The 17,898-nt window shown below is 56.5% G+C and carries 15 protein-coding genes and 1 pseudogene; 8 read left to right on the plus strand and 8 right to left on the minus strand.

Annotation, left to right across the window (positions count from 1 at the left end):
* Positions 1-5: 5 nt before the first annotated feature.
* Positions 6-173 (minus strand): annotated as a pseudogene (locus tag WH50_RS00535) (IS5/IS1182 family transposase); the annotation flags it as partial.
* A 135-nt stretch (positions 174-308) separates the two neighbouring features.
* Here WH50_RS00535 and WH50_RS00540 point away from each other — a divergent pair.
* From WH50_RS00540 to WH50_RS00555, 4 genes are all read left to right on the plus strand, one after another.
* Positions 309-2,411 (plus strand): hypothetical protein, encoded by a 2,103-nt coding sequence (locus WH50_RS00540; protein ID WP_133251207.1) that lies wholly within the window; start codon positions 309-311, stop codon positions 2,409-2,411.
* A 258-nt stretch (positions 2,412-2,669) separates the two neighbouring features.
* The gene (locus tag WH50_RS00545; protein ID WP_110185566.1) at positions 2,670-4,013 is read left to right on the plus strand and encodes a DEAD/DEAH box helicase; all 1,344 of its coding nucleotides are present in this window, start codon (positions 2,670-2,672) and stop codon (positions 4,011-4,013) included.
* A 347-nt stretch (positions 4,014-4,360) separates the two neighbouring features.
* Positions 4,361-4,603, plus strand: coding sequence for a DUF3820 family protein (locus WH50_RS00550; RefSeq protein WP_207780118.1), 243 nt, complete (start codon positions 4,361-4,363; stop codon positions 4,601-4,603).
* A gap of 120 nt (positions 4,604-4,723) precedes the next feature.
* Positions 4,724-5,890 carry an aldose 1-epimerase family protein gene (locus WH50_RS00555; RefSeq protein WP_110185567.1) on the plus strand — a complete coding sequence of 389 codons (1,167 nt, stop codon included), beginning with the start codon at positions 4,724-4,726 and terminating at the stop codon, positions 5,888-5,890.
* Positions 5,891-5,930: 40 nt separating this feature from the next.
* Here the strand turns inward: WH50_RS00555 and WH50_RS00560 are convergent, their stop codons facing one another.
* The gene (locus WH50_RS00560) at positions 5,931-6,494 is read right to left on the minus strand and encodes a cysteine hydrolase family protein (protein WP_110185568.1); all 564 of its coding nucleotides are present in this window, start codon (positions 6,492-6,494) and stop codon (positions 5,931-5,933) included.
* 104 nt (positions 6,495-6,598) lie between these two features.
* Between WH50_RS00560 and WH50_RS00565 the strand changes: the two genes are divergently transcribed.
* The gene (locus WH50_RS00565; protein WP_110185569.1) at positions 6,599-7,585 is read left to right on the plus strand and encodes a GlxA family transcriptional regulator; all 987 of its coding nucleotides are present in this window, start codon (positions 6,599-6,601) and stop codon (positions 7,583-7,585) included.
* 14 nt (positions 7,586-7,599) lie between these two features.
* Here the strand turns inward: WH50_RS00565 and WH50_RS00570 are convergent, their stop codons facing one another.
* The 5 genes from WH50_RS00570 to WH50_RS00590 all read right to left on the minus strand — a co-directional run bounded on the left by WH50_RS00570 (position 7,600) and on the right by WH50_RS00590 (position 12,985).
* Positions 7,600-8,340 carry a DUF1223 domain-containing protein gene (locus tag WH50_RS00570; protein WP_243409930.1) on the minus strand — a complete coding sequence of 247 codons (741 nt, stop codon included), beginning with the start codon at positions 8,338-8,340 and terminating at the stop codon, positions 7,600-7,602.
* A gap of 367 nt (positions 8,341-8,707) precedes the next feature.
* Positions 8,708-10,450, minus strand: a complete 1,743-nt coding sequence (locus WH50_RS00575) for a flotillin family protein (protein WP_104156088.1) — start codon at positions 10,448-10,450, stop codon at positions 8,708-8,710.
* Between the two features lie 72 nt (positions 10,451-10,522).
* Complete coding sequence (locus WH50_RS00580; protein ID WP_110185570.1) at positions 10,523-11,197, minus strand: YqiJ family protein; 675 nt, start codon at positions 11,195-11,197, stop codon at positions 10,523-10,525.
* Positions 11,198-11,250: 53 nt separating this feature from the next.
* The gene (locus tag WH50_RS00585) at positions 11,251-11,925 is read right to left on the minus strand and encodes a PspA/IM30 family protein (protein ID WP_110185571.1); all 675 of its coding nucleotides are present in this window, start codon (positions 11,923-11,925) and stop codon (positions 11,251-11,253) included.
* A 310-nt stretch (positions 11,926-12,235) separates the two neighbouring features.
* A complete protein-coding gene (locus tag WH50_RS00590) occupies positions 12,236-12,985 on the minus strand; it encodes an EF-hand domain-containing protein (RefSeq protein WP_110185572.1) in 750 nt (249 codons plus the stop codon).
* A 306-nt stretch (positions 12,986-13,291) separates the two neighbouring features.
* On the opposite strand from WH50_RS00590, the gene WH50_RS00595 reads away from it, so the two are divergent.
* Positions 13,292-14,017, plus strand: a complete 726-nt coding sequence (locus WH50_RS00595; protein ID WP_110185643.1) for a response regulator — start codon at positions 13,292-13,294, stop codon at positions 14,015-14,017.
* Positions 14,001-15,320, plus strand: coding sequence for an ATP-binding protein (locus WH50_RS00600; RefSeq protein ID WP_110185573.1), 1,320 nt, complete (start codon positions 14,001-14,003; stop codon positions 15,318-15,320). The genes WH50_RS00595 and WH50_RS00600 overlap by 17 nt, the downstream gene beginning before the upstream one ends.
* A gap of 100 nt (positions 15,321-15,420) precedes the next feature.
* Here the strand turns inward: WH50_RS00600 and WH50_RS00605 are convergent, their stop codons facing one another.
* Positions 15,421-16,767, minus strand: coding sequence for a sigma-54-dependent transcriptional regulator (locus WH50_RS00605; RefSeq protein ID WP_104156082.1), 1,347 nt, complete (start codon positions 16,765-16,767; stop codon positions 15,421-15,423).
* Between the two features lie 169 nt (positions 16,768-16,936).
* On the opposite strand from WH50_RS00605, the gene WH50_RS00610 reads away from it, so the two are divergent.
* The gene (locus tag WH50_RS00610; protein ID WP_110185574.1) at positions 16,937-17,893 is read left to right on the plus strand and encodes a magnesium transporter CorA family protein; all 957 of its coding nucleotides are present in this window, start codon (positions 16,937-16,939) and stop codon (positions 17,891-17,893) included.
* Positions 17,894-17,898 lie beyond the last annotated feature (5 nt).

Raw genomic sequence — 17,898 nt, forward strand, 5'->3', positions numbered from 1 at the left:
AACTAGATGGCAGCATAGATGAATACCGGTGGACGTCGACGCTGGACTCGTGGCTGCCCGAGCCAGGTCATGTCCCGGTCCAGCCAGATCATCAATGACCCACGCGCTTTGAGCGCGGCGTTGTAGGACTTCCAGTTCGTTGTTTTGTACTTCGGGGAGGCAGGCTTGTTCATGCCTTCATTCTACTGCAGGGAAACCCGCTCCGATTTGTGCAACAAAGCCGTTAAGACTCACGGTTATACTGATTTTTCCAACATGTTTTTGATATTTATCTGTTATGTTTTATTCTTTAATTGTTATCCGACAGATTGTATAAGAAACTGTTTGAAAATATTTTAGAGGTTGCCATGTGCTCAATAAATTTCTTTGAAGAACATCTGCGAGTAGATACCAATGAAACGAATGGTAGATTACTAAATGGGTGGCGATTTTTCTGTGAAAATAATACTCAATATGTTCCTGCAAGGCTGACATTAAGGGACTCAGATAGTGAGGATTTAATTAATCGAAGAATATGGATGATTAGTGCTCCCGGAGCTGTTGGTAAGTCTGCACTTGCTGAGGAACTATGTTCCAGATCAAATTCAATATATTTGAATCTTGCTGATGCAGACACAATTGCTGGTAACTATATAATAGGTGGTTTGGTAAAAAATGGACTTTACGATAAATGGGCTGGTGGTAATTTATCTTTGGTTATAGATGCTTTAGATGAGGCAAGGCTTAGGGTAACTCAGTCTTCGTTTGAGGATTTCTTAAGTGATCTGTTTTATGTTTCTCAAAGCGGAAATAGACCAATTGTTCTCCTTGGAAGAGTGGGGATAATAGATGAAACTTGGCTCATTATAAAAGAGCGGTTTGGTATATCGTTGCCGATATTTGATATAGAGTTTTTTAATCAGGATGAAGCTGTCGATTTCTTAAATAAAAGTTTGGAGAAACTCTCTAAAAATTCATCAATATATCCGCATCTTTCAAATTCACTCACATCTCATGCAACAGTTTATGAAAGTACCGCTGTTAGAGTTGTTGAGGAGTTGAGTAGTATATCTAGTCAAGACTCAAGTAAATTCTTTGGATATGCTCCAGTCTTGGATGCTGTTTCAAAGTTAATAGCATCAGTAACAAATGCTAATAGAATAGTTGATGAAGTTACGCGAGTTATTGGTGGGAAAATGCTTTTCTCTATCTGTGAGGGAATTCTTGATAGAGAGAAAGTAAAATTTACAGCTCAGTTGCCAGATGGTTTTTCTGATATTGAAATGCTTTATACATCCAAAGAGCAATTAGACAGGTTGGCGCGGCGTTTATTTAGTCTTCCAATGACAATTGTTATACCTTCATTAACCCAAGAGCAGAGATCAAGATATGAAGAGGCTGTTGAGACTATGATTCCTCAGCACCCTTTTCTAGATGGTATAGGTAGGAAATGTTCTAGTAGTGTATTCGAAGCATGTATTGTCTCGTATGCGATCTTAGATGGCGATGAAGATCTGTATGCTGAAGCTATTAAATATTTCAAAAATGATGAACATACACCTAATCCATTTGTTTTTGAGTTTTTTAAAGAGAAATCGAAGGTTGAGGATGATTTTAGAAAATTAAAAAGTCTTGAAGTGGTAGGTTTTTTATTTGACTCCTTGATTGCTGGTATTAAAAGTAATGAAAGGTCGCAACTGAGTATTTCTGAAAGTGAAGATTCTTTTGAAGTGGAATTTTCTATTAAAAGGAGCGATTGTGATCAGTCGTCTGAAATAGTATATATGGCTCCTTTTAGTGGGGGGGAGTTGTATATTGGAAGAAAGGTTAGCAATATTTATGTGAATGCTGAAAAGGTGAGTGTGTGTTTTTTAAATAGGGATCAGATTGAGTTTGTTGCACCCGCCTTTTTTCAGTGTGAAATATTGAGTTTTGAAAGTGATAAAATAATTGTTAAGCCTGGTGAAGGTGTAGATAAAAGAGTTTTTCTTTTTTCTGAAATTGCTGAATATCCTGCTTCTATAAGTGCGCCGGTAGTTAAAGGAGGTGTGGATTTCGGAGTTTCTTTTGCTGGTTCAAATAAATTTCCTTGGTCATCATATTCTGTAGATTTGAAGGAGGATGAGGACGATTCGCCTTTGAACGATGGGTTAAGAATATTTAGAAGAATTGTTATGGCCTTTCGGTCACACAGTAAAGGAAGGCTTGCAAGATTTAGAGATAAAGTAGATCATGAAAGGATGCTTAAAAATGTTAATGGAAAAAATATACTTGATAAAATGATAGACGATTCAATAATCACTATTGAATCTCATATGTATTATTTGGAGCCAAATATTTTGGGTGAAAAGGCAGGTGCTTCATTTTTGGATGTGAATAGGAAAAACTATAGTGAGAAGACTAAAGATTATATACGTGATGCTATAGCCTGATTATTTTTAAAGCTTGGCCGCCTACAGTCTAAAAAGTAGGTGGCATTGAAATTAATTCTGCGATTTTACTGGCTGAGCATTGTACTAACATCACAATGCGCGGAATCTATGTCTAAATAGATGATCCTAATTGTGATACACCGTCTTCAACCTATGTCTACCGCCACATTGAGTACCCGCCTACAGGTGATCTACTAATTGGAACAGTTATTTAGCTTGCAAAGTCGCCTCGTCCATCCCCATTCGATTGGAACCGTCATGACCCGCTTTAGCGAACTGGGCTTGTTACCCGAATTACTCAGCACCCTTGAGGCTCTGAACTATCAGCAAGCCACAGCGGTACAGGAACAGGCCATTCCTCTGGTGCTGAAAGGCCGTGATCTGATTGCCGCTGCCCAGACCGGCACCGGCAAAACCGCTGCCTTCACCTTGCCCCTGCTGCAACAGCTGATGAGCGGCGGTGCGGCCCGCAGCAATGCCGTGCGCGCGCTGATTCTGGCGCCCACCCGCGAGCTGGCGGAGCAAATCCTGCAGGCGGTGCAGCGCTACAGCGCCCATCTGTCACTGCGCAGCTACGCCGTTTACGGCGGGGTCAGTATCAATCCGCAGATGATGGCACTGCGCAAAGGGGCAGATATTCTGGTGGCGACGCCGGGCCGTCTGCTGGATCTGTACCGCAACAACGCGGTGAAGTTTGATCAGCTGCAGTATCTGGTGCTGGATGAGGCAGACCGGATGTTGGATCTGGGCTTTGCCGATGAGCTGGACATGCTGTTCTGCGCGCTGCCGCGCAAACGTCAGACCCTGCTGTTCTCCGCCACCTTCTCGGAGCGGGTCAAAGCCATGGCGGGGGTGATTCTGCGTGATCCGGCCCAGGTGGAAGTCGCGGCGCCCAACAGCGCGGCAGATACCCTCAATCAGTGGCTGATCCCGGTGGATAAAAAGCGCAAGCCGGAACTGTTGCAGCATCTGATCAGTCAGCACTGCAGCGGCGACAGTGCCGCGCAGCTGCTGATTTTCGTCAAAACCCGCAAGGCGGTGGACGAGCTGGAAACCCTGCTGAGTGCACAGGGTTTCAGTATCGGCGCCATTCACGGGGAAAAATCACAGGCCAGCCGCATGAGTGCGATGCAGGCGTTTCGTCAGCGTGAAGTGCAGATCCTGCTGGCGACGGATGTGGCGGCGCGGGGGCTGGATGTGGACGACCTGCCGCTGGTCATCAACCTTGAGCTGCCGGTCAATGCCGAAGATTACGTGCATCGTATCGGTCGCAGCGGCCGCAAGGGTAACAGCGGCTCTGCCATCTCGCTGGTGTGTGCTGATGAGGTGGAACAGCTGGCCACCATCGAGACGCTGATCGGCCATGTTATCGAGCGTCGTGAGGAAGCGGGCTTCGCGCCGGATCACCGGGTGCCGGAAACTACCGCGGGCGGGCAGATTGTCAAAAAGCCGAAGAAGCCCAAACAGAAGAAGATTCCCGGTATGGGCCAGAGCCTGGGTGGTGCTACCGGTGCCAAAAGCGGCAGCAAGCTGCGCTTTATTGATCACAGTGAAGATAGCCGCACCAGCAATCCTGACCGCCGCCGCAGACGGCGCAAGTAAGGCAAGCGTCACCGAAACTGTCGAACACATAGGCGTGACGCTGCTCGGCCGAGCAAGTGCGCTTCCTGCCACGAGTGCAGTGCGTTGTAGTGGCGCTGTACGGTGGAGCTATCGGGAAGGTGCAGCCCCCCAGCCGCATGGTACTGGTAATGCATCTCTTACCGCTGGTCTTCGCGGCCCAGTAAAAAGCGGCCCTGACGCATAATCTGGCCATTTTCACCTAGAAGTGGGGCGGCGATGCCAGTGGGGACAGTTCTGCCTGCGACAAGATCAGCGCCGCTGTGCTTGGCCTGCGTGGCCAGATATCGTAGTGTCTGCTGCCTGTTTCCCCTGCCGCGTAATGACCCATGCCTGCTACCCCTGACTTTGAAGACGGTCTGCTCAATCAGCAGAATCTGCTACGCCTTGCTCGTACCCCGATGCCGTATGGTAAGTATCAGGGCCGGATGCTGATTGATCTGCCCGAAGAATATCTGCTGTGGTTCGCCAAAAAAGGCTTCCCTGAAGGCCAGCTCGGCGCGTTGTTGGCGCTGTGTCTGGAGCTGAAAATCGAAGGGCTCGACAAGCTGGTCAAGCCGCTCAAACAGTAGCCTGCCGACAGCGGCTCGGACGGCAGCTGTAACTCTTGCAATGCGGATCTGTGCTAGGCTCAAAACAGAGGGCTGTCTGCCTGTGGGGCAGAGGGGCCGAACTGTTCCGGCGAGGAGAAGATGATGGCGGAAGCGGTGTTTAGCTGTGTGCTGCTGGATAGCGCGCTGAGTCTGGATGTGGGTGACTGGTCGGTGGAAGGTGCACAACTGGGGTTGCCCGAGGTGCCAGTGAAGATCAGCAAGCATCGGCTACACGGCGGCAAGCAGCAGGGTGTTGACCTGCTGACGCTGGAAAACGGCGAAATGCAGATCAGCCTGATTCCTACCCGTGGCATGAGCATCTATGAAGTCCGCTGTGATGGTTATCGGCTGGGCTGGCAGTCGCCGGTGAAGGAAGTGGTCAATCCGGCGTTTATCAACGCCGAACAGCGCGGTGGCAAGGGCTGGCTGGATGGCTTCAATGAAATGCTGGTGCGCTGTGGTTTTGAGTGGGCCGGTCATCCCTGTGAGGAAGACGGCGTGCTTTACACCCTGCATGGCCGGGCCGCCAATCTGCCTGCTTCGCGCGTGACGGTCGAGATCGACCTGGCGCCGCCCTATGCGATACGGGTGGTGGCGCTGGTACGGGAAAGCACTTTCAAATGCTGTGACCTAGAGTTGCAGACCACTCTGACGCTGGAGCCGGGCAGTCGTGACTTCCATATCCATGATCGCCTGACCAATCTGGGTGATTACAACCAGCCGTTCCAGCTGATCTATCACGGTAATTACAGTTCGCCCTTTCTGGAGCAGGATGCCCAGTTTCTGGCGCCGGTCAAACGCGTCACGCCGTTCAATCAGCGTGCCTGCGAGGGGCTGGCCCAGTGGCATTGCTATGCCGGGCCCACCGCCGGGTTTGACGAGGAAGTGTTTCTGCTGGAGTGCTATGCCGATGAACAGCACCGCACTCTGGCGCTGGTGCACAACGCCGCGGCGGATCTGGGGGTCAGTCTGGCCTATCGTACTGATCAGCTGCCCTACCTGACCCTGTGGAAAAACACCGACACCGTCAGACAGGGGTATGTCACCGGGGTCGAGCCGGGCACCTGCTACCCCTATCCACGCCCGTTTGAGCGGGAACAGGGGCGGCTGGCGGTGCTGGCTACCGGGGCCAGTCGCGAGTTTGAGCTGACCTATGGCCTGCTGATGGACGAGCAGGAGGTAGGCATTGCCCGTCAGCAGGTGGAGGCCATCCAGAATGGCCATCCCTGTGAAGTGATCACCCATCCTCCGCGAGCCGGTTCCTGACCGGCCAGCCCATCCTGCTGACGGCGCATCATTAACGCCGTCAGCTCAGCTGCTGCAACACCTCATCGCTACTCATCACCTGGGCAAAGGTGCCATGCAGCGCTGCTGCGACGGTGGTTTTCACCTGTGCCGCGGGTATCTGCTGGTCCGCAAAGCTGAGCGCGCGGGTGGCCGTGGCATCCAGTGCAATACGCACGCTGTAGCCCAGATCCAGTGCTGCACGGCTGGTGCTGTCGACACACATGTGGGTCATCATGCCGACCACTACCAGCTCGCTGATCTCCTGTTGCTGCAGATGCTGATGCAGCTCCGTACCGGCAAAGGAGTTGGGCAGATGCTTGATAAACAGTGCCTCGCCTGCCTCGGGTTGCATATCCGGGTGCAGCGCCATGCCCGGGCTACCGGGGATAAAGAACGCCGCCGGGCGCCCCGGACGGGACAGCATTTCATGCTGAATCTGCACCACAGGCCAGCCCTGAGCACGGAAGTGAGCGAGCAGGCGGTTGATCTGCTGTAGCGCGGCGTCGGGATGCTCCAGCGGCATCAGGCCACCGGCAAAGTAGTCTTGCTGGACATCGATAACAATCAGGGCGGGATGGCTCATGGTGCTTTCCTCTGCAGACGTAAGTGAAGTGACAGACGCTAGATTAGCGGAGCAGCAGCGGGCAGACTGTTGGCGTAAATGACAATCTCGGGGTGGATTACGACATGAAGACCTCCGGAGCGGTGCGTATCGCCATCGTTGCCTATGAGCATGCTCTGCCATCAGCGCTTCATGGGCTGAGTGAAATGCTGGCGGTGGCGGAGCAACTGCGGCTGGAACACGGCGCTGACAGCTGGCTGCCGTTGCACTGCGGTTTTCTGTGTCTGGGGTCGAACCAGCTGGCCTTGCCGCACCACTGGAGTCTGCAGGATGAGGTCGATGTGGTGATCCTGCCGCCATGCAGCATGGGCGAGCGGGCGCAGGCGGATGAAGCCTTCTTTGTCTGGTTGCGTCAGCAGTATCAGCGTGGTGCCCTGCTGTGTTCGGCCTGTGTGGGTGCGGCTTTGCTGGCGGAGTCGGGATTATTTAACGGGCGTCGACTGACAACTCACTGGTTGGCCGAGGCGGAGTTTCGTCAGCGCTACCCGCAGATTCACTGGGATACAGCGCCGCTGCTGATCGAGGAAGCCGATGTGATCAGCGCCGGCGGCCTGACCGCCTGGACGGATCTGGTGCTGCGCCTGCTGTTACGCTGCAGCGGGCCCAGTCTGGTGATGCTGCTCAGCAAGTATTTTCTGCTTGATACGGCCGAGCGCGAACAGCGCTTCTACCAGCGCTTTATCCCCCTGCTCAGTCATGGTGACGCTCAGGTGCTGCAGCTGCAGCGCCAGTTGCAACAGGCGCTGACCACGCGCTGGAGTCTGGAGCAGCTGGCAGCGCAGATTGCCGTCAGCCCCCGCACCCTGCAGCGGCGCTTCCTGCAGGCCACCGGCCATAACCTCAGTCGTTATATTCAGCTGCTGCGCATCGAGAAAGCCCGTGAGCTGCTGGAAACCAGCCGGATGGCGGTGGAAAAGATCGTCTGGGCGGTGGGCTACGACGACCGTACCTCATTCAACAAGCTGTTTCGCCAGCAACTGGGGCTGTCGCCCAGTGAGTACCGTCGCCGCTTTCAGACGAAGCCTGCCCTGCTAGCAAAGAGTGAGGGTTAACAGGCTGTTGAAGGCTATTCCTGCAAATATCCCCCGGTAGCCTGAATAGCCTTCAGCGAGTTGGCGGGGGATACCCACATCACCAGCGCCGTCTGTTGCTGGCCGAGCCGGGGAACCGGTGGCAGGGTCAGTTGCCAGTGGCCTGCATCGGTCTTGTTGCTGGCAAATTGCTGCCAGTCCAGCACCACAAAATCATGCTGCAGGGTGCGCCCGCTGTTTTCCCCTGATTGCACCTTGCTGCTCAGGCCGTTGCCCAGATAGGCCAGATTCAGCTGTTGCCCCGCTGCGCCGTGTTCAAAGTGCACGTCCAGTTGCTGCCCGGACAGGCTGGCCTCCAGCACGCCGGGATGTTCCTGACTGGCCTGCCACTGGCGGGCACCGCCAAACCAGCTGCGCCATTCATGGTTATTGATGATAAAGCCGGGAGTATAGACCTGACTGGTCTGCCCCTGCGCTGCCTGCTGCCGCTGACGATCACTGTACAGCGCGCGGGCGAAGCGGTCAGTCCAGCCGAGGTTGTTCCAGTAGTCGACATGAAAGGCGACCGGGATAAAGCTCTTGAACAGCCCCGGCTGCTGGCGCAGGGACGACAGCCAGTCATCAGCAGGTGGGCAGCTGCTGCAGCCTTCGGAGGTGTAAAGCTCGACCAGACTGGTGGCCTCGGGGCCGCTGCGGAATGTCTGTGCCGCCTGAGCGGACGACATGGTCAGGGCCAGCAGGGCAAGACTGAGAAAAACGGCGTGTGCACGGCGCATGGCAGGGTGCCTCCGGTTGATGATCGGTTCACGTCAGATGCCAGGCAGGTGTATGCGCTGTGACGCATCGGCCATACGGCGTTGAATACGTTGCGGATACTCATTCAGGGCCACTAACGTATTGATTGCCCGAATGCTGCCGCCTCAGCGCTGGATGCCCTGTCTGGCTCTTGAGATCGTGAGTAGTCTGTTAGAAACAGAAGTGACCATTGAGTTCCTATTGTGTGCGTCATTTCCACAATTGGAGCAGGTGGTTGGAAAAGGGACGGGGTGAGGACAGAGCCAGCGCCAGGTCTGGGAGGGCATGGCAGGAAAGGCCGTGCCACCCTCCGGTGGTGGCCTTGCCTGCAAAAGGATAAACAGCGGGTTAGTCTTTTTTCAGGGGATTGTCGTTCAGAGCTGTCAGGCCATTGATGTCTCCGCCCTTGAGGCCGATTTCCGACAGCAGGGAGTCCAGCAAGGGTGCCTGAGCACGGTAGCGCAGGGCACTGTTGACCATCTGGTCGGCCAGCGATCCTTTACCGGCATCATCCGCATTACCCAGCGCGCCGGACTCCTGACCCATGCCCTGTACCTGCAGGATCTTGATGTCGCTGATCTGCTCCATGGGTTTGACCGACTCGCGGATGATGTTGGGTAACTGTTCCAGCAGGGCCAGACGGACCTGCATGGCAATCTGCTCGGCTGACAGCAGGTTGCTGGCTTCGTTGACGGCGCGCTTGCCTTCGGCTTCTACCGTGAACTGGCGGGCCTGCGCATCGGCCAGCAGCAACTGCGCATCGGCCTGACCGCGGGCCTGCAGACGGGCCTTCTCGGCTTCTGCTTCCGCGGCAATACGAATGGCTTCGGCCTGATCTTCCGCGGCCTTCTTCTCGGCTTCGGCGGCGACAACGATGGTGATGGCTTCTTTCTCGGCTTCCTGACGGGCGTTGACCAGCTCAATGGTCTTGGCACGTTCGGCGCGCTCGGTATCCCGCACGGTGATGACGTTCTCTTCTTCCTTCACCGCTGCAGCACGAGCACGGTCGGCTTCGGCCTTGGCTTCGGATTCAGCGCGGGATTTCTCCGCCACGGCAATGGCGCGTTCCTGCTCGGCCAGCTCGACGGCTTTACGTCGTTCGATCTCGGACTGTTCCAGAGCACGTTCCTTGCTGATTTCGCGCTCTTTAACCGCCTGTTCTTTCTGGATGTTCTCGTTCTGAATATCACGCTCGGCGTTGATACGGCGCAGGTCCACTTCACGCTGGGCGGCAATTTCCGCCTCTTCGGCCTCACGCTTTTTCTCTGCCTGTTCGCGGGCGATTTCTGCCGACTGGGCGGCACGACGCACGGAAATCTCCCGCTCCTGCTCCAGACGGGCGTACTCCTCATCACGGGAGATTTGCAGCTTAGTGCGCTCGGTTTCCAGATTCTTCTGCTTGATGGCGAGGTCGGTTTCCTGCTCGATATCGTTGCGTTTCTTACGGCGTGACTCGATGGCTTCGGTCAGTTTGGTCAGACCTTCGGCGTCGAAGGCATTCTGCGGGTTGAAGTGCTCAAAGCCGGTCTGATCAAGGCCGGTGAGCGACACGGTTTCCAGCTCCAGACCGTTTTTCAGCAGGTCTTCGGAGACCACCTGCTGCACTTTCTGCACGAAGTCGACGCGCTTTTCGTGCAGTTCTTCCATGGCCATCTCGGCCGCCACCGCACGCAGGGCATCAACAAACTTACCTTCCACCAGCTCCTTCAGTTCGTTCGGGTGCATGGTTTTCATCCCCAGCGTCTGGGCGGCGTTGGCGATGGATTCACCGGTGGGCTTGACCCGCACATAGAACTCGGCGGTGACATCAACACGCATACGGTCACGGGTGATCAGCGCCTGTTCTGAAGCCCGGCGTACTTCCAGACGCAGGGTGTTCATATTGACCGGGATGATTTCGTGCAGCACCGGCAGCACCAGCGCGCCACCGTTGACGATGACTTTCTCGCCACCGAAGCCGGTACGTACGAAGGACACTTCCTTGGTGGCACGTCGATACAGGCGCACCAGAATCAGGCCAATGGCGAACAGGGCGACAATCACCACCCCAGCGATGATGGCAATATTGATCAGGTTGTTCAGATCGATCATGGGGAATTCAACTCCTTTGAGATTCATGTAGCTAAGACTGATGCTTGTGATCGTTTGGCATCAGCGATCCTGTCAGGGCCGTCCATGGCTGGCGGACAACTGCGGATGGGGGTTGGCAATCGCCCGGAAACGGCTGCCAAGTTGTCTTATCAGCAGAACTTCCTCGCCCTGCCTGAGGACGGCGTCCTCTTCGTCCGGCTCGACCATCACATAGTGGGTCTGACCGAACTGATCCCGGGTACGGGCTTCGGCAGGGCTGCCGTGGCGCGCTTCGCCGAGCGTAATAATGGCAATACGTCCGACCAGTGCGTCGGAGCGAATGGCGGTGGTTTCATCCCGCGGCATCACCTTGCCCACCAGACTGCTCAGCGCCCGGGTACAGGGCAGGGTCAGCAGCAGACTGGGCAGGCACATCAGCCAGCCCGGCCACAGCAGGCCGGTCAGCTGCAGAGCGATGGCCTGCAGACCAATACCGATCAGCCCGAAGCAGGTGAGGAAGACGATCAGCACTACCAGCAGGGGCACTTCGCCGACTTTCATCCAGCCGAGCAGACGTGACAGGGCATTACTGTTGTCAGGCAGGTGAGCATCGGTATGCAGGTCAAGGCCGGGGATCAGGTGCTCAAACAAGCCTGAAAGGCCCATGCCGAGCAGGGTGGCGCCACCTTCCAGCACCGCCAGTATCAGCATGATGGCCAGAGCTACAGAGAAAATCAGGTTTTCATCAGCAAGCAGCAGATGCCACATGACGGTGTCCTTGGCAGAGTGAAAAGGAGAGCGTGGACTGGCTACGATGGGCTTCAGTGTTCATGGTTGCGCGGTCCGGCGACGTCGCTCGCAGCTGGCTCGGCTGCCGTGTGCTGGCGCTGCGCCTTGGTGGCGGCCAGCCGTTCGGCAATCTGCTGTTCCTGACTGAGCTGTTCCAGCTCCGCCAGCTGTTGTGCCTGCAGCGGTGCCAGATGGCAATCGGCGACCACACTGGCCAGCGGCGCGGCAGTATTGCTGAACGGACCACGCGGAATGTCCTGCTGCTGGCTGTGTTCGCGCACCAGATCCAGTTCACTGCGCAGTTCGTACTGCTTGGCACTGAGGGCTTTAAGGAAGGTATTGAGTTCGCTTTCGCGGTCACTGAGGGTGCGAAGCTGCACGGTGATGGACTGGATCTGGCTTTCCAGTTGCAGCTGCTCGGCGATGATGGTCTGTGCCAGATCATCGCGCTGGCTGTCGACCGCCTGTGTCAGTGGCATGGCCAGCCGGCGGTGCTGTTGCTGTAACTGCTGACGTTGCTTGTCAGCCTGATACTTGCTGGCACTGACCTGGCCAAATTCGTGGCGAATGCTGTCAGCCAGGCTATCCACTTCCGCCATGGCCTGAGCATAGGCCTGCTCCGGGCAACTGCGCTCCAGTGCGGCCAGCCAGTGGCTGAGATTGCTACTGATCAGGCGGCTGACGCGTTTCAAGAGTATGTCGGCCATGCACCTTCCCTCTGTGCGTTACTGCATCATGCAGTCGGTGAGTGGCGGCGATGATCTGCATCGGCAGGTGGCTAGCGTCCTTGCGCCGTGCCTATCGCCATCGGAGTCGATGCATCATTCTTGGCGATTAACGGACGTCTTGCAACAGAATGTAATCAAGGATGGAGAAAAGGTTTATTTATCGTCTCGTTGCGTTAACGAAGTGCTGAGTGGCGGGCAAAAAAAAGCGCGGCCCACTGGAGAGGGAGTGGCCGCGCAATGGTGATTATTGATGGTGACACTGCGTTTGACAGTGTCACGCTGAAAAAGTTCAGCCCTGATGGTGTTGTTTGTGCGCCGCCTGCAGTTCGGTCAGGGTGACTTTGCCATCTTTGTCGGCATCGAGCTGGTCAAAGTGTTTGGCCAGACGTGGCATGGCTTTTTCGGCTTCGGCCAGCGACAGGGCGCCATCACCGTCGGTGTCGGCCTTCTTGAACTCATCCATTAACTTAGCCTGACGTTCGCCATCATCCATGCGGCCGTGTTTGCCGTCATGATGCTTGCCACCGTGCATACGCATCTGGCTGGTGATTTCTTCTCTGCTCAGCTGCCCGTCGCCATTCTTGTCCATGGCAGCAAAGCGCTGGGCGGCCTCGGCCTCAAACTCCTCTTTGGAGATCTGGCCATCACCATTGGTGTCAGCTTTCTTGAAGCGCTCGTCAAAGCGCGCCTGCATCTTGCCCTGCATGTCTTTCATGCGTTCGTCGTGATGCGCCTGCCAGTAGGTTTTCAGTTCATCGGGGGTCAGCTTGCCGTCTTTGTTGGCATCGATATCGTCAAAGTGCTTGGCCAGACGTGGTATGGCGGCATCCACTTCCGCTTTGGACAGTGCGCCATCGCCGTCGGTATCGGCTTGCTTGAAGTGTTCTTCCATCCGTGCCTTGCCGTCGCCCAGCTTGCCGCTCATGTCAGTGCTGGCAGCGTAGACCGCGGTAGCGGTGCCCATCATGCCGATGACCAGCAGGGAGGTGCGCAGGATACGGTTAGAAGCGGTGTTTTTCAGATTGGTCAGTGCTTTCATGGTCGATTACCTCATCTGTTGACTTGCCACTGCGGTGGCGTGTGGGCGATTGCCCGTCGTTATCAAGGGCTGCGTTACCACTGGCTGAGCCCATGACCTGTACTTTGAGGTAAATCCAGCGTTGCAGCTGTTGCGCGCAATGACGTAGTGTCACAGCGGGGTGGCTTTGTCATCCTGTGTAATAGTTCGCCAACGGCAGCCTTCTCTGGCACGGCTATCATAAGCATCATCACACCGGACGCTGTGCAGCGAACGCTGGCGGGTGCAGATGGCCAGTGCAGCCGGTTCTTATTGATAGGTGAAGTAATGGAACAAGAACGCGGAAAACTCCTGATTCTCGATGACGAAGCCGATTTGCGTAATCTGCTCAGTCGCTATCTGGGTGGCCGTGGTTACCGGGTACGTCAGGTAGAAAATGCCGAGCAGCTGGACAAGGTGCTGAGCCGTGAGAGCTTTGACCTGCTGATTCTGGATGTGATGATGCCGGATGAAGACGGCCTGTCCATCTGTCGTCGCCTGCGGGCCGGTGGCGAAACCATCCCCATCATTATGCTGACCGCCCGGGGTGAGGCGGTGGATCGTATCGTCGGGCTGGAAATGGGCGCCGATGACTATCTGCCCAAACCCTTTGAGCCACGCGAGCTGCTGGCCCGTATCGAGGCACAGCTGCGCCGCCAGCATATGCTCGGCGCGCAGTTGCGTCAGCAGCCGGAAGAGGTGGTGGTGTTTGGTCCCTTCCGCTTTGATCCGGTGGCGCGCTCGCTGACCCGTGATGGCGAGCCGGTGCAGATTCACAGCAGTGAGTTTGAGTTGCTGCGGGCGCTGGCGGCCAATGCGGGCCGGCCATTGAGCCGCGAACGCCTGATTGAAGTCAGCCGTGGCCGCAATGCTGAAATCACCGAGCGCAGTATTGATGTGCAGATCATGCGCCTGCGCCGCCTGCTTGAAGATAACCCCGCCGAGCCCCGTTATATCCAGACCGTGCGTGCGCTCGGTTATGTACTGGTGACCAAGAATGCCCCAGTGGACTAATGCCGAGCGCTGGCCACGCTTTTTGCGCTGGGCGGTGCACAGTCTGTTTGCCCGCCACCTGTGGGTGCTGATCGCGCTGATTCTGTTTGCCCAGATCAGCAGTCTGACCATCTTCCGCGAAGCCGTGGAAAAACCCATGACCCGCGAGCTGGTGTCGCTGGTCGGGCGTCAGCTGCAGTCGGTACGTGCCGGTTTGCAGGCCCTGCCGCCATTCGAGCGCAAGCGCTTCATCATGGCCTACAACGAGCAGGCCAAGCGTTCAGAGCCCCGCACCGGCGGCATGTTCACCGTGCCGGCATTGCAGCGCATGCTGGTGCACCGGGCTTCGCGCATGCTGCGTCAGTACGGTATGGAGCTGTTGGTGCGCCGTGAAGAGCCGGGCTACATCTGGATCAAGGTCGAGCTGGACGGTCAGCAATACTGGATGCTGGCAACCGCGTCGGAATTGCCGCTGGGCCTGTCGGCCATGACTCTGGCGATCTGGCTGACGGCCATGGTGCTGGCCATCGTCGGTGCCCTGTGGACCCAGCAGCTGCTGCATAAGCCATTGAAGCGGCTGGTGCAGGCATCACGACAGCTGGGGCAGGGGCAGCCGATTGAGCCGCTGCCGGAGAAAGGCCCCACGGAAGTGGTGGAGGTCAGCCGCAGCTTCAACCAGATGACCCGCGCACTGATGGAGCAGGAAAAGGAACGCACCCTGATGCTCGCCGGTGTCTCTCACGATTTGCGTACGCCGCTGACCAAGATGCGGCTGGCTGCAGAAATCATGGAAGACATCGCTGATGAAGAGCTGATCGTCAGCATGCGTCAGAGCTGCCGGCAGATGGACAGCATCATCGACCAGTTCATGGATATGGCCCGTATCGGCGAAGGTGAAGAGCTGGCGCCCGGTGATCTGGTCTATCTGGTGGAGGATGCGGTATCGCTGATGGATATGCCGATCCGCTGTGATCTTCAGCCCCTGCCGCCGGTCCGCCTCAAGCCGCAGGCGATGCAGCGGGTGGTGATCAATCTGCTGGAAAATGCCCGCCGCTACGCCAGACCGGAGTTTGTGGTGGCGACCTGGCAGGAAGGCGAGCGGGTGTATCTGGCGGTGACCGATCAGGGGCCGGGCATTCCTGAAGAGAAGATGGGGGCGATGTTCACTCCCTTTGTGCGCGGTAATCAGGCGCGCAGCGGGGTTCCCGGTGCCGGTCTGGGGTTGGCGATCGTACAAAAGATCGTCCACCAGCACGGCGGTGAGGTGTCTTTGCACAATCGCCCTGAAGGGGGGCTGGAAGTGCGTATCAGTCTGCCGGCGTAAGCCACCGCAGGGAGAACAGCGGGTATGCCTCAGCGTGCGCCCGCTGCACTTTGTCTCAGGGGCTGACGCCCTCCGGGGGCAAGCGCGCCCCTGCCTTTTGTTACTTGTAATCGCTTTTATCCAGACCGTATTTACGCATTTTGTCCGACAGGGTTTTGCGCGGCACGCTGAGGGCTTCCATGGTGTCCTTGATGGAGCCACCGTGGCGCTCCAGTTCCGTCTGAATCAGCATTTTCTCGAACAGCTCCACCTGCTCAGGCAGCGACAGCGGGCTGGATGGCGGGCTTTGCAGCAGGCGGTCGAATTCAAAGGTGCAGGCCTCACCCAGCAACACATAGCGCTCGGCCAGATTGCGCAGCTCGCGCACGTTGCCCGGCCAGTTGTGGGTCAGCAGGGCATGTACCTGTGAGGCTGAAGGCGGCAGTACCTCGCGCTTGTAAAGGGCGGAAGCGACCAGCGTAAAGTGGTGGAACAGCAGCGGCACATCTTCACGTCGCTCGCGCAGGGCGGGGATGTGCACTTCGACAATATTCAGGCGGTAGTAAAGGTCTTTGCGGAATTCGCCGGTTTCCGCCAGTTTCAGCAGATCAATCTTGGTCGCGGCGATAATGCGGATATCCAGCGGGATCAGCTCATTGGACCCCAGCCGCTCAATGGCACGCTCTTCCAGTACGCGCAGCAGCTTGATCTGCAATGACATCGGCATGCTCTCGATCTCATCGAGAAACAGGGTGCCGCCGTTGGCGTATTCAAACTTGCCGATGCGTTTCTGCTTGGCATCGGTAAAGGCGCCCTGTTCGTGGCCAAACAGCTCCGACTCCATGATGCTTTCTGCCACCGCGCCGCAGTTGATGGCGACGAAGTTGTGATTGTGGCGCGGGCTGCTCTCGTGGATATAACGGGCGATCAGCTCCTTACCGGTGCCCGTTTCACCGTGCAGCATCACGTCAGCAGAGGTCGGGGCAATCTGGCTGATCAGCCGCCGCATGCGCTGCATCACTTCGGTTTTGCCCAGCACCCGTGGCCCCAGCGTGGCATGGCTGGCCAGCTCCTGCCGTAACTGACGGTTCTCCAGCGTCAGTGAGCGTTTTTCCATGGCCCGTTTGACCACGTCCAGCAGCAGATCGGCGGGAAAGGGTTTCTCGATAAAGTCGTAGGCGCCGTCGCGGATGGCATTGACCGCCATGGAAATATCGCCGTGGCCGGTAATCAGGATCACCGGCAGGTCCGCATCGTGCTGGTGTACCTGCTGCATCAGGGCCAGCCCGTCCAGTCCGGGCATATTGATATCGGTGATCACCACCCCCGGCCAGTCTTCCACCAGCAGGCTCAGCACCTTGTCGGCGCGTTCCAGGCAATGCACTTCATAGCCTGCAATCTCCAGCGTCTGGCTGACAGCCATGCGGATATGCTGTTCGTCGTCGACAAAGATGATGGGCAGGGCCATGGCGTGTCCTTACAGAGTTCGGGTGAGATGCTGTGCCGACCGTCGCGACAGCCAGCGGATGCAGCAGGCTTGCATAATAGCAAAGTTGCCTTCACAAAGGAGAAGGGCGCTGTGGCCGTGGTCAGGGCAGTTCACGCTGCGAGACACGGAAAACCAACAAGGAGGCTAGATGCTGCGTATTTGCCATGCTGTTCCCGGTCAGGAAAAAGTGTTTACCGAAAACGTGCTGCCGGATCACTGGCCGCCTGCCAGGGACGAGCAGATCTGGATCGACATGGGTGCCATCGACAATGAGCAGGAGCGGCAGATTCTGCTGGCGCTGGGGATTGAGCCGCTGATGGTGGAAGACATCCAGCATCCGCGCAAGCCGCCAAAGCTGGAATACCACGACGACTATACCTTTATCCTGCTGCGCGGCATGGATCAGGAAAGTACCAGCCAGAATCTCAAGACCCTGCAGATTTCCTTTCTTATCGGCGACAACTTCCTTATCACCCGGCATCAGGGCCGCTCTCGCAGTGTCGAGGAAAGCTGGCAGGAAGTCATGGCTGCCCAGTCTCCACTACAGGCCGCCGATACCGCCCGGCGCATCATGCAGCGCATTCAGGATCGCTATGTGCCGATGCTGATGGATCTGGAGAATCGTCTTGGTGAAGTGGAAGAGGAGCTGGTCGAGAATGCCAATGATGAGCTGCTGTCGGAGCTGGTGGGCTACAAGACCCGCCTGCGGCGGCTGCGTCGCACCTTCAATTATCACGAGCGGTTGTTCTCACAATGGAAGGAGGATGTGGAGGAAGAACTGGGTGAACCGGATCGCGCCATGACCCGGCTGTATGAGGCGGCGGAGCGCCTGCAGAGTCTGGTCTCACTCTATTACGACTGGGTTGGCGACCTGTCTGACGGTTATATTTCCCTCGCTTCCCACCGTCTCAACAACATCATGAAGGTGCTGACGGTGATCACCGCTATCTTTGTGCCCCTCAGTTTTCTGGCCGGTCTGTACGGCATGAACTTCGATAACATCCCCGAACTGCACTTCCGCTACGGCTATTTCGTGCTGTTGCTGGTGATGACCGGCATTGCGGCAGCACTGCTGTGGCTGTTCCGTAAATCACGCTGGATCTGAGCTTG

This window comes from Pokkaliibacter plantistimulans, assembly GCF_003194385.1.
GTDB classification, from domain to species: domain Bacteria; phylum Pseudomonadota; class Gammaproteobacteria; order Pseudomonadales; family Balneatricaceae; genus Pokkaliibacter; species Pokkaliibacter plantistimulans.

What these genes read in the sequence shown, in the direction of transcription:
- WH50_RS00545 (WP_110185566.1), top strand. Translation starts at nt 2,670, where the DNA reads ATGACCCGCTTTAGCGAACTGGGCTTGTTACCCGAATTACTCAGCACC.
- WH50_RS00550 (WP_207780118.1), top strand. Translation starts at nt 4,361, where the DNA reads ATGCCTGCTACCCCTGACTTTGAAGACGGTCTGCTCAATCAGCAGAAT.
- WH50_RS00555 (WP_110185567.1), top strand. Translation starts at nt 4,724, where the DNA reads ATGATGGCGGAAGCGGTGTTTAGCTGTGTGCTGCTGGATAGCGCGCTG.
- WH50_RS00560 (WP_110185568.1), bottom strand. Translation starts at nt 6,494, where the DNA reads ATGAGCCATCCCGCCCTGATTGTTATCGATGTCCAGCAAGACTACTTT.
- WH50_RS00565 (WP_110185569.1), top strand. Translation starts at nt 6,599, where the DNA reads ATGAAGACCTCCGGAGCGGTGCGTATCGCCATCGTTGCCTATGAGCAT.
- WH50_RS00570 (WP_243409930.1), bottom strand. Translation starts at nt 8,340, where the DNA reads ATGCGCCGTGCACACGCCGTTTTTCTCAGTCTTGCCCTGCTGGCCCTG.
- WH50_RS00575 (WP_104156088.1), bottom strand. Translation starts at nt 10,450, where the DNA reads ATGATCGATCTGAACAACCTGATCAATATTGCCATCATCGCTGGGGTG.
- WH50_RS00580 (WP_110185570.1), bottom strand. Translation starts at nt 11,197, where the DNA reads ATGTGGCATCTGCTGCTTGCTGATGAAAACCTGATTTTCTCTGTAGCT.
- WH50_RS00585 (WP_110185571.1), bottom strand. Translation starts at nt 11,925, where the DNA reads ATGGCCGACATACTCTTGAAACGCGTCAGCCGCCTGATCAGTAGCAAT.
- WH50_RS00590 (WP_110185572.1), bottom strand. Translation starts at nt 12,985, where the DNA reads ATGAAAGCACTGACCAATCTGAAAAACACCGCTTCTAACCGTATCCTG.
- WH50_RS00595 (WP_110185643.1), top strand. Translation starts at nt 13,292, where the DNA reads ATGGAACAAGAACGCGGAAAACTCCTGATTCTCGATGACGAAGCCGAT.
- WH50_RS00600 (WP_110185573.1), top strand. Translation starts at nt 14,001, where the DNA reads ATGCCCCAGTGGACTAATGCCGAGCGCTGGCCACGCTTTTTGCGCTGG.
- WH50_RS00605 (WP_104156082.1), bottom strand. Translation starts at nt 16,767, where the DNA reads ATGGCCCTGCCCATCATCTTTGTCGACGACGAACAGCATATCCGCATG.
- WH50_RS00610 (WP_110185574.1), top strand. Translation starts at nt 16,937, where the DNA reads ATGCTGCGTATTTGCCATGCTGTTCCCGGTCAGGAAAAAGTGTTTACC.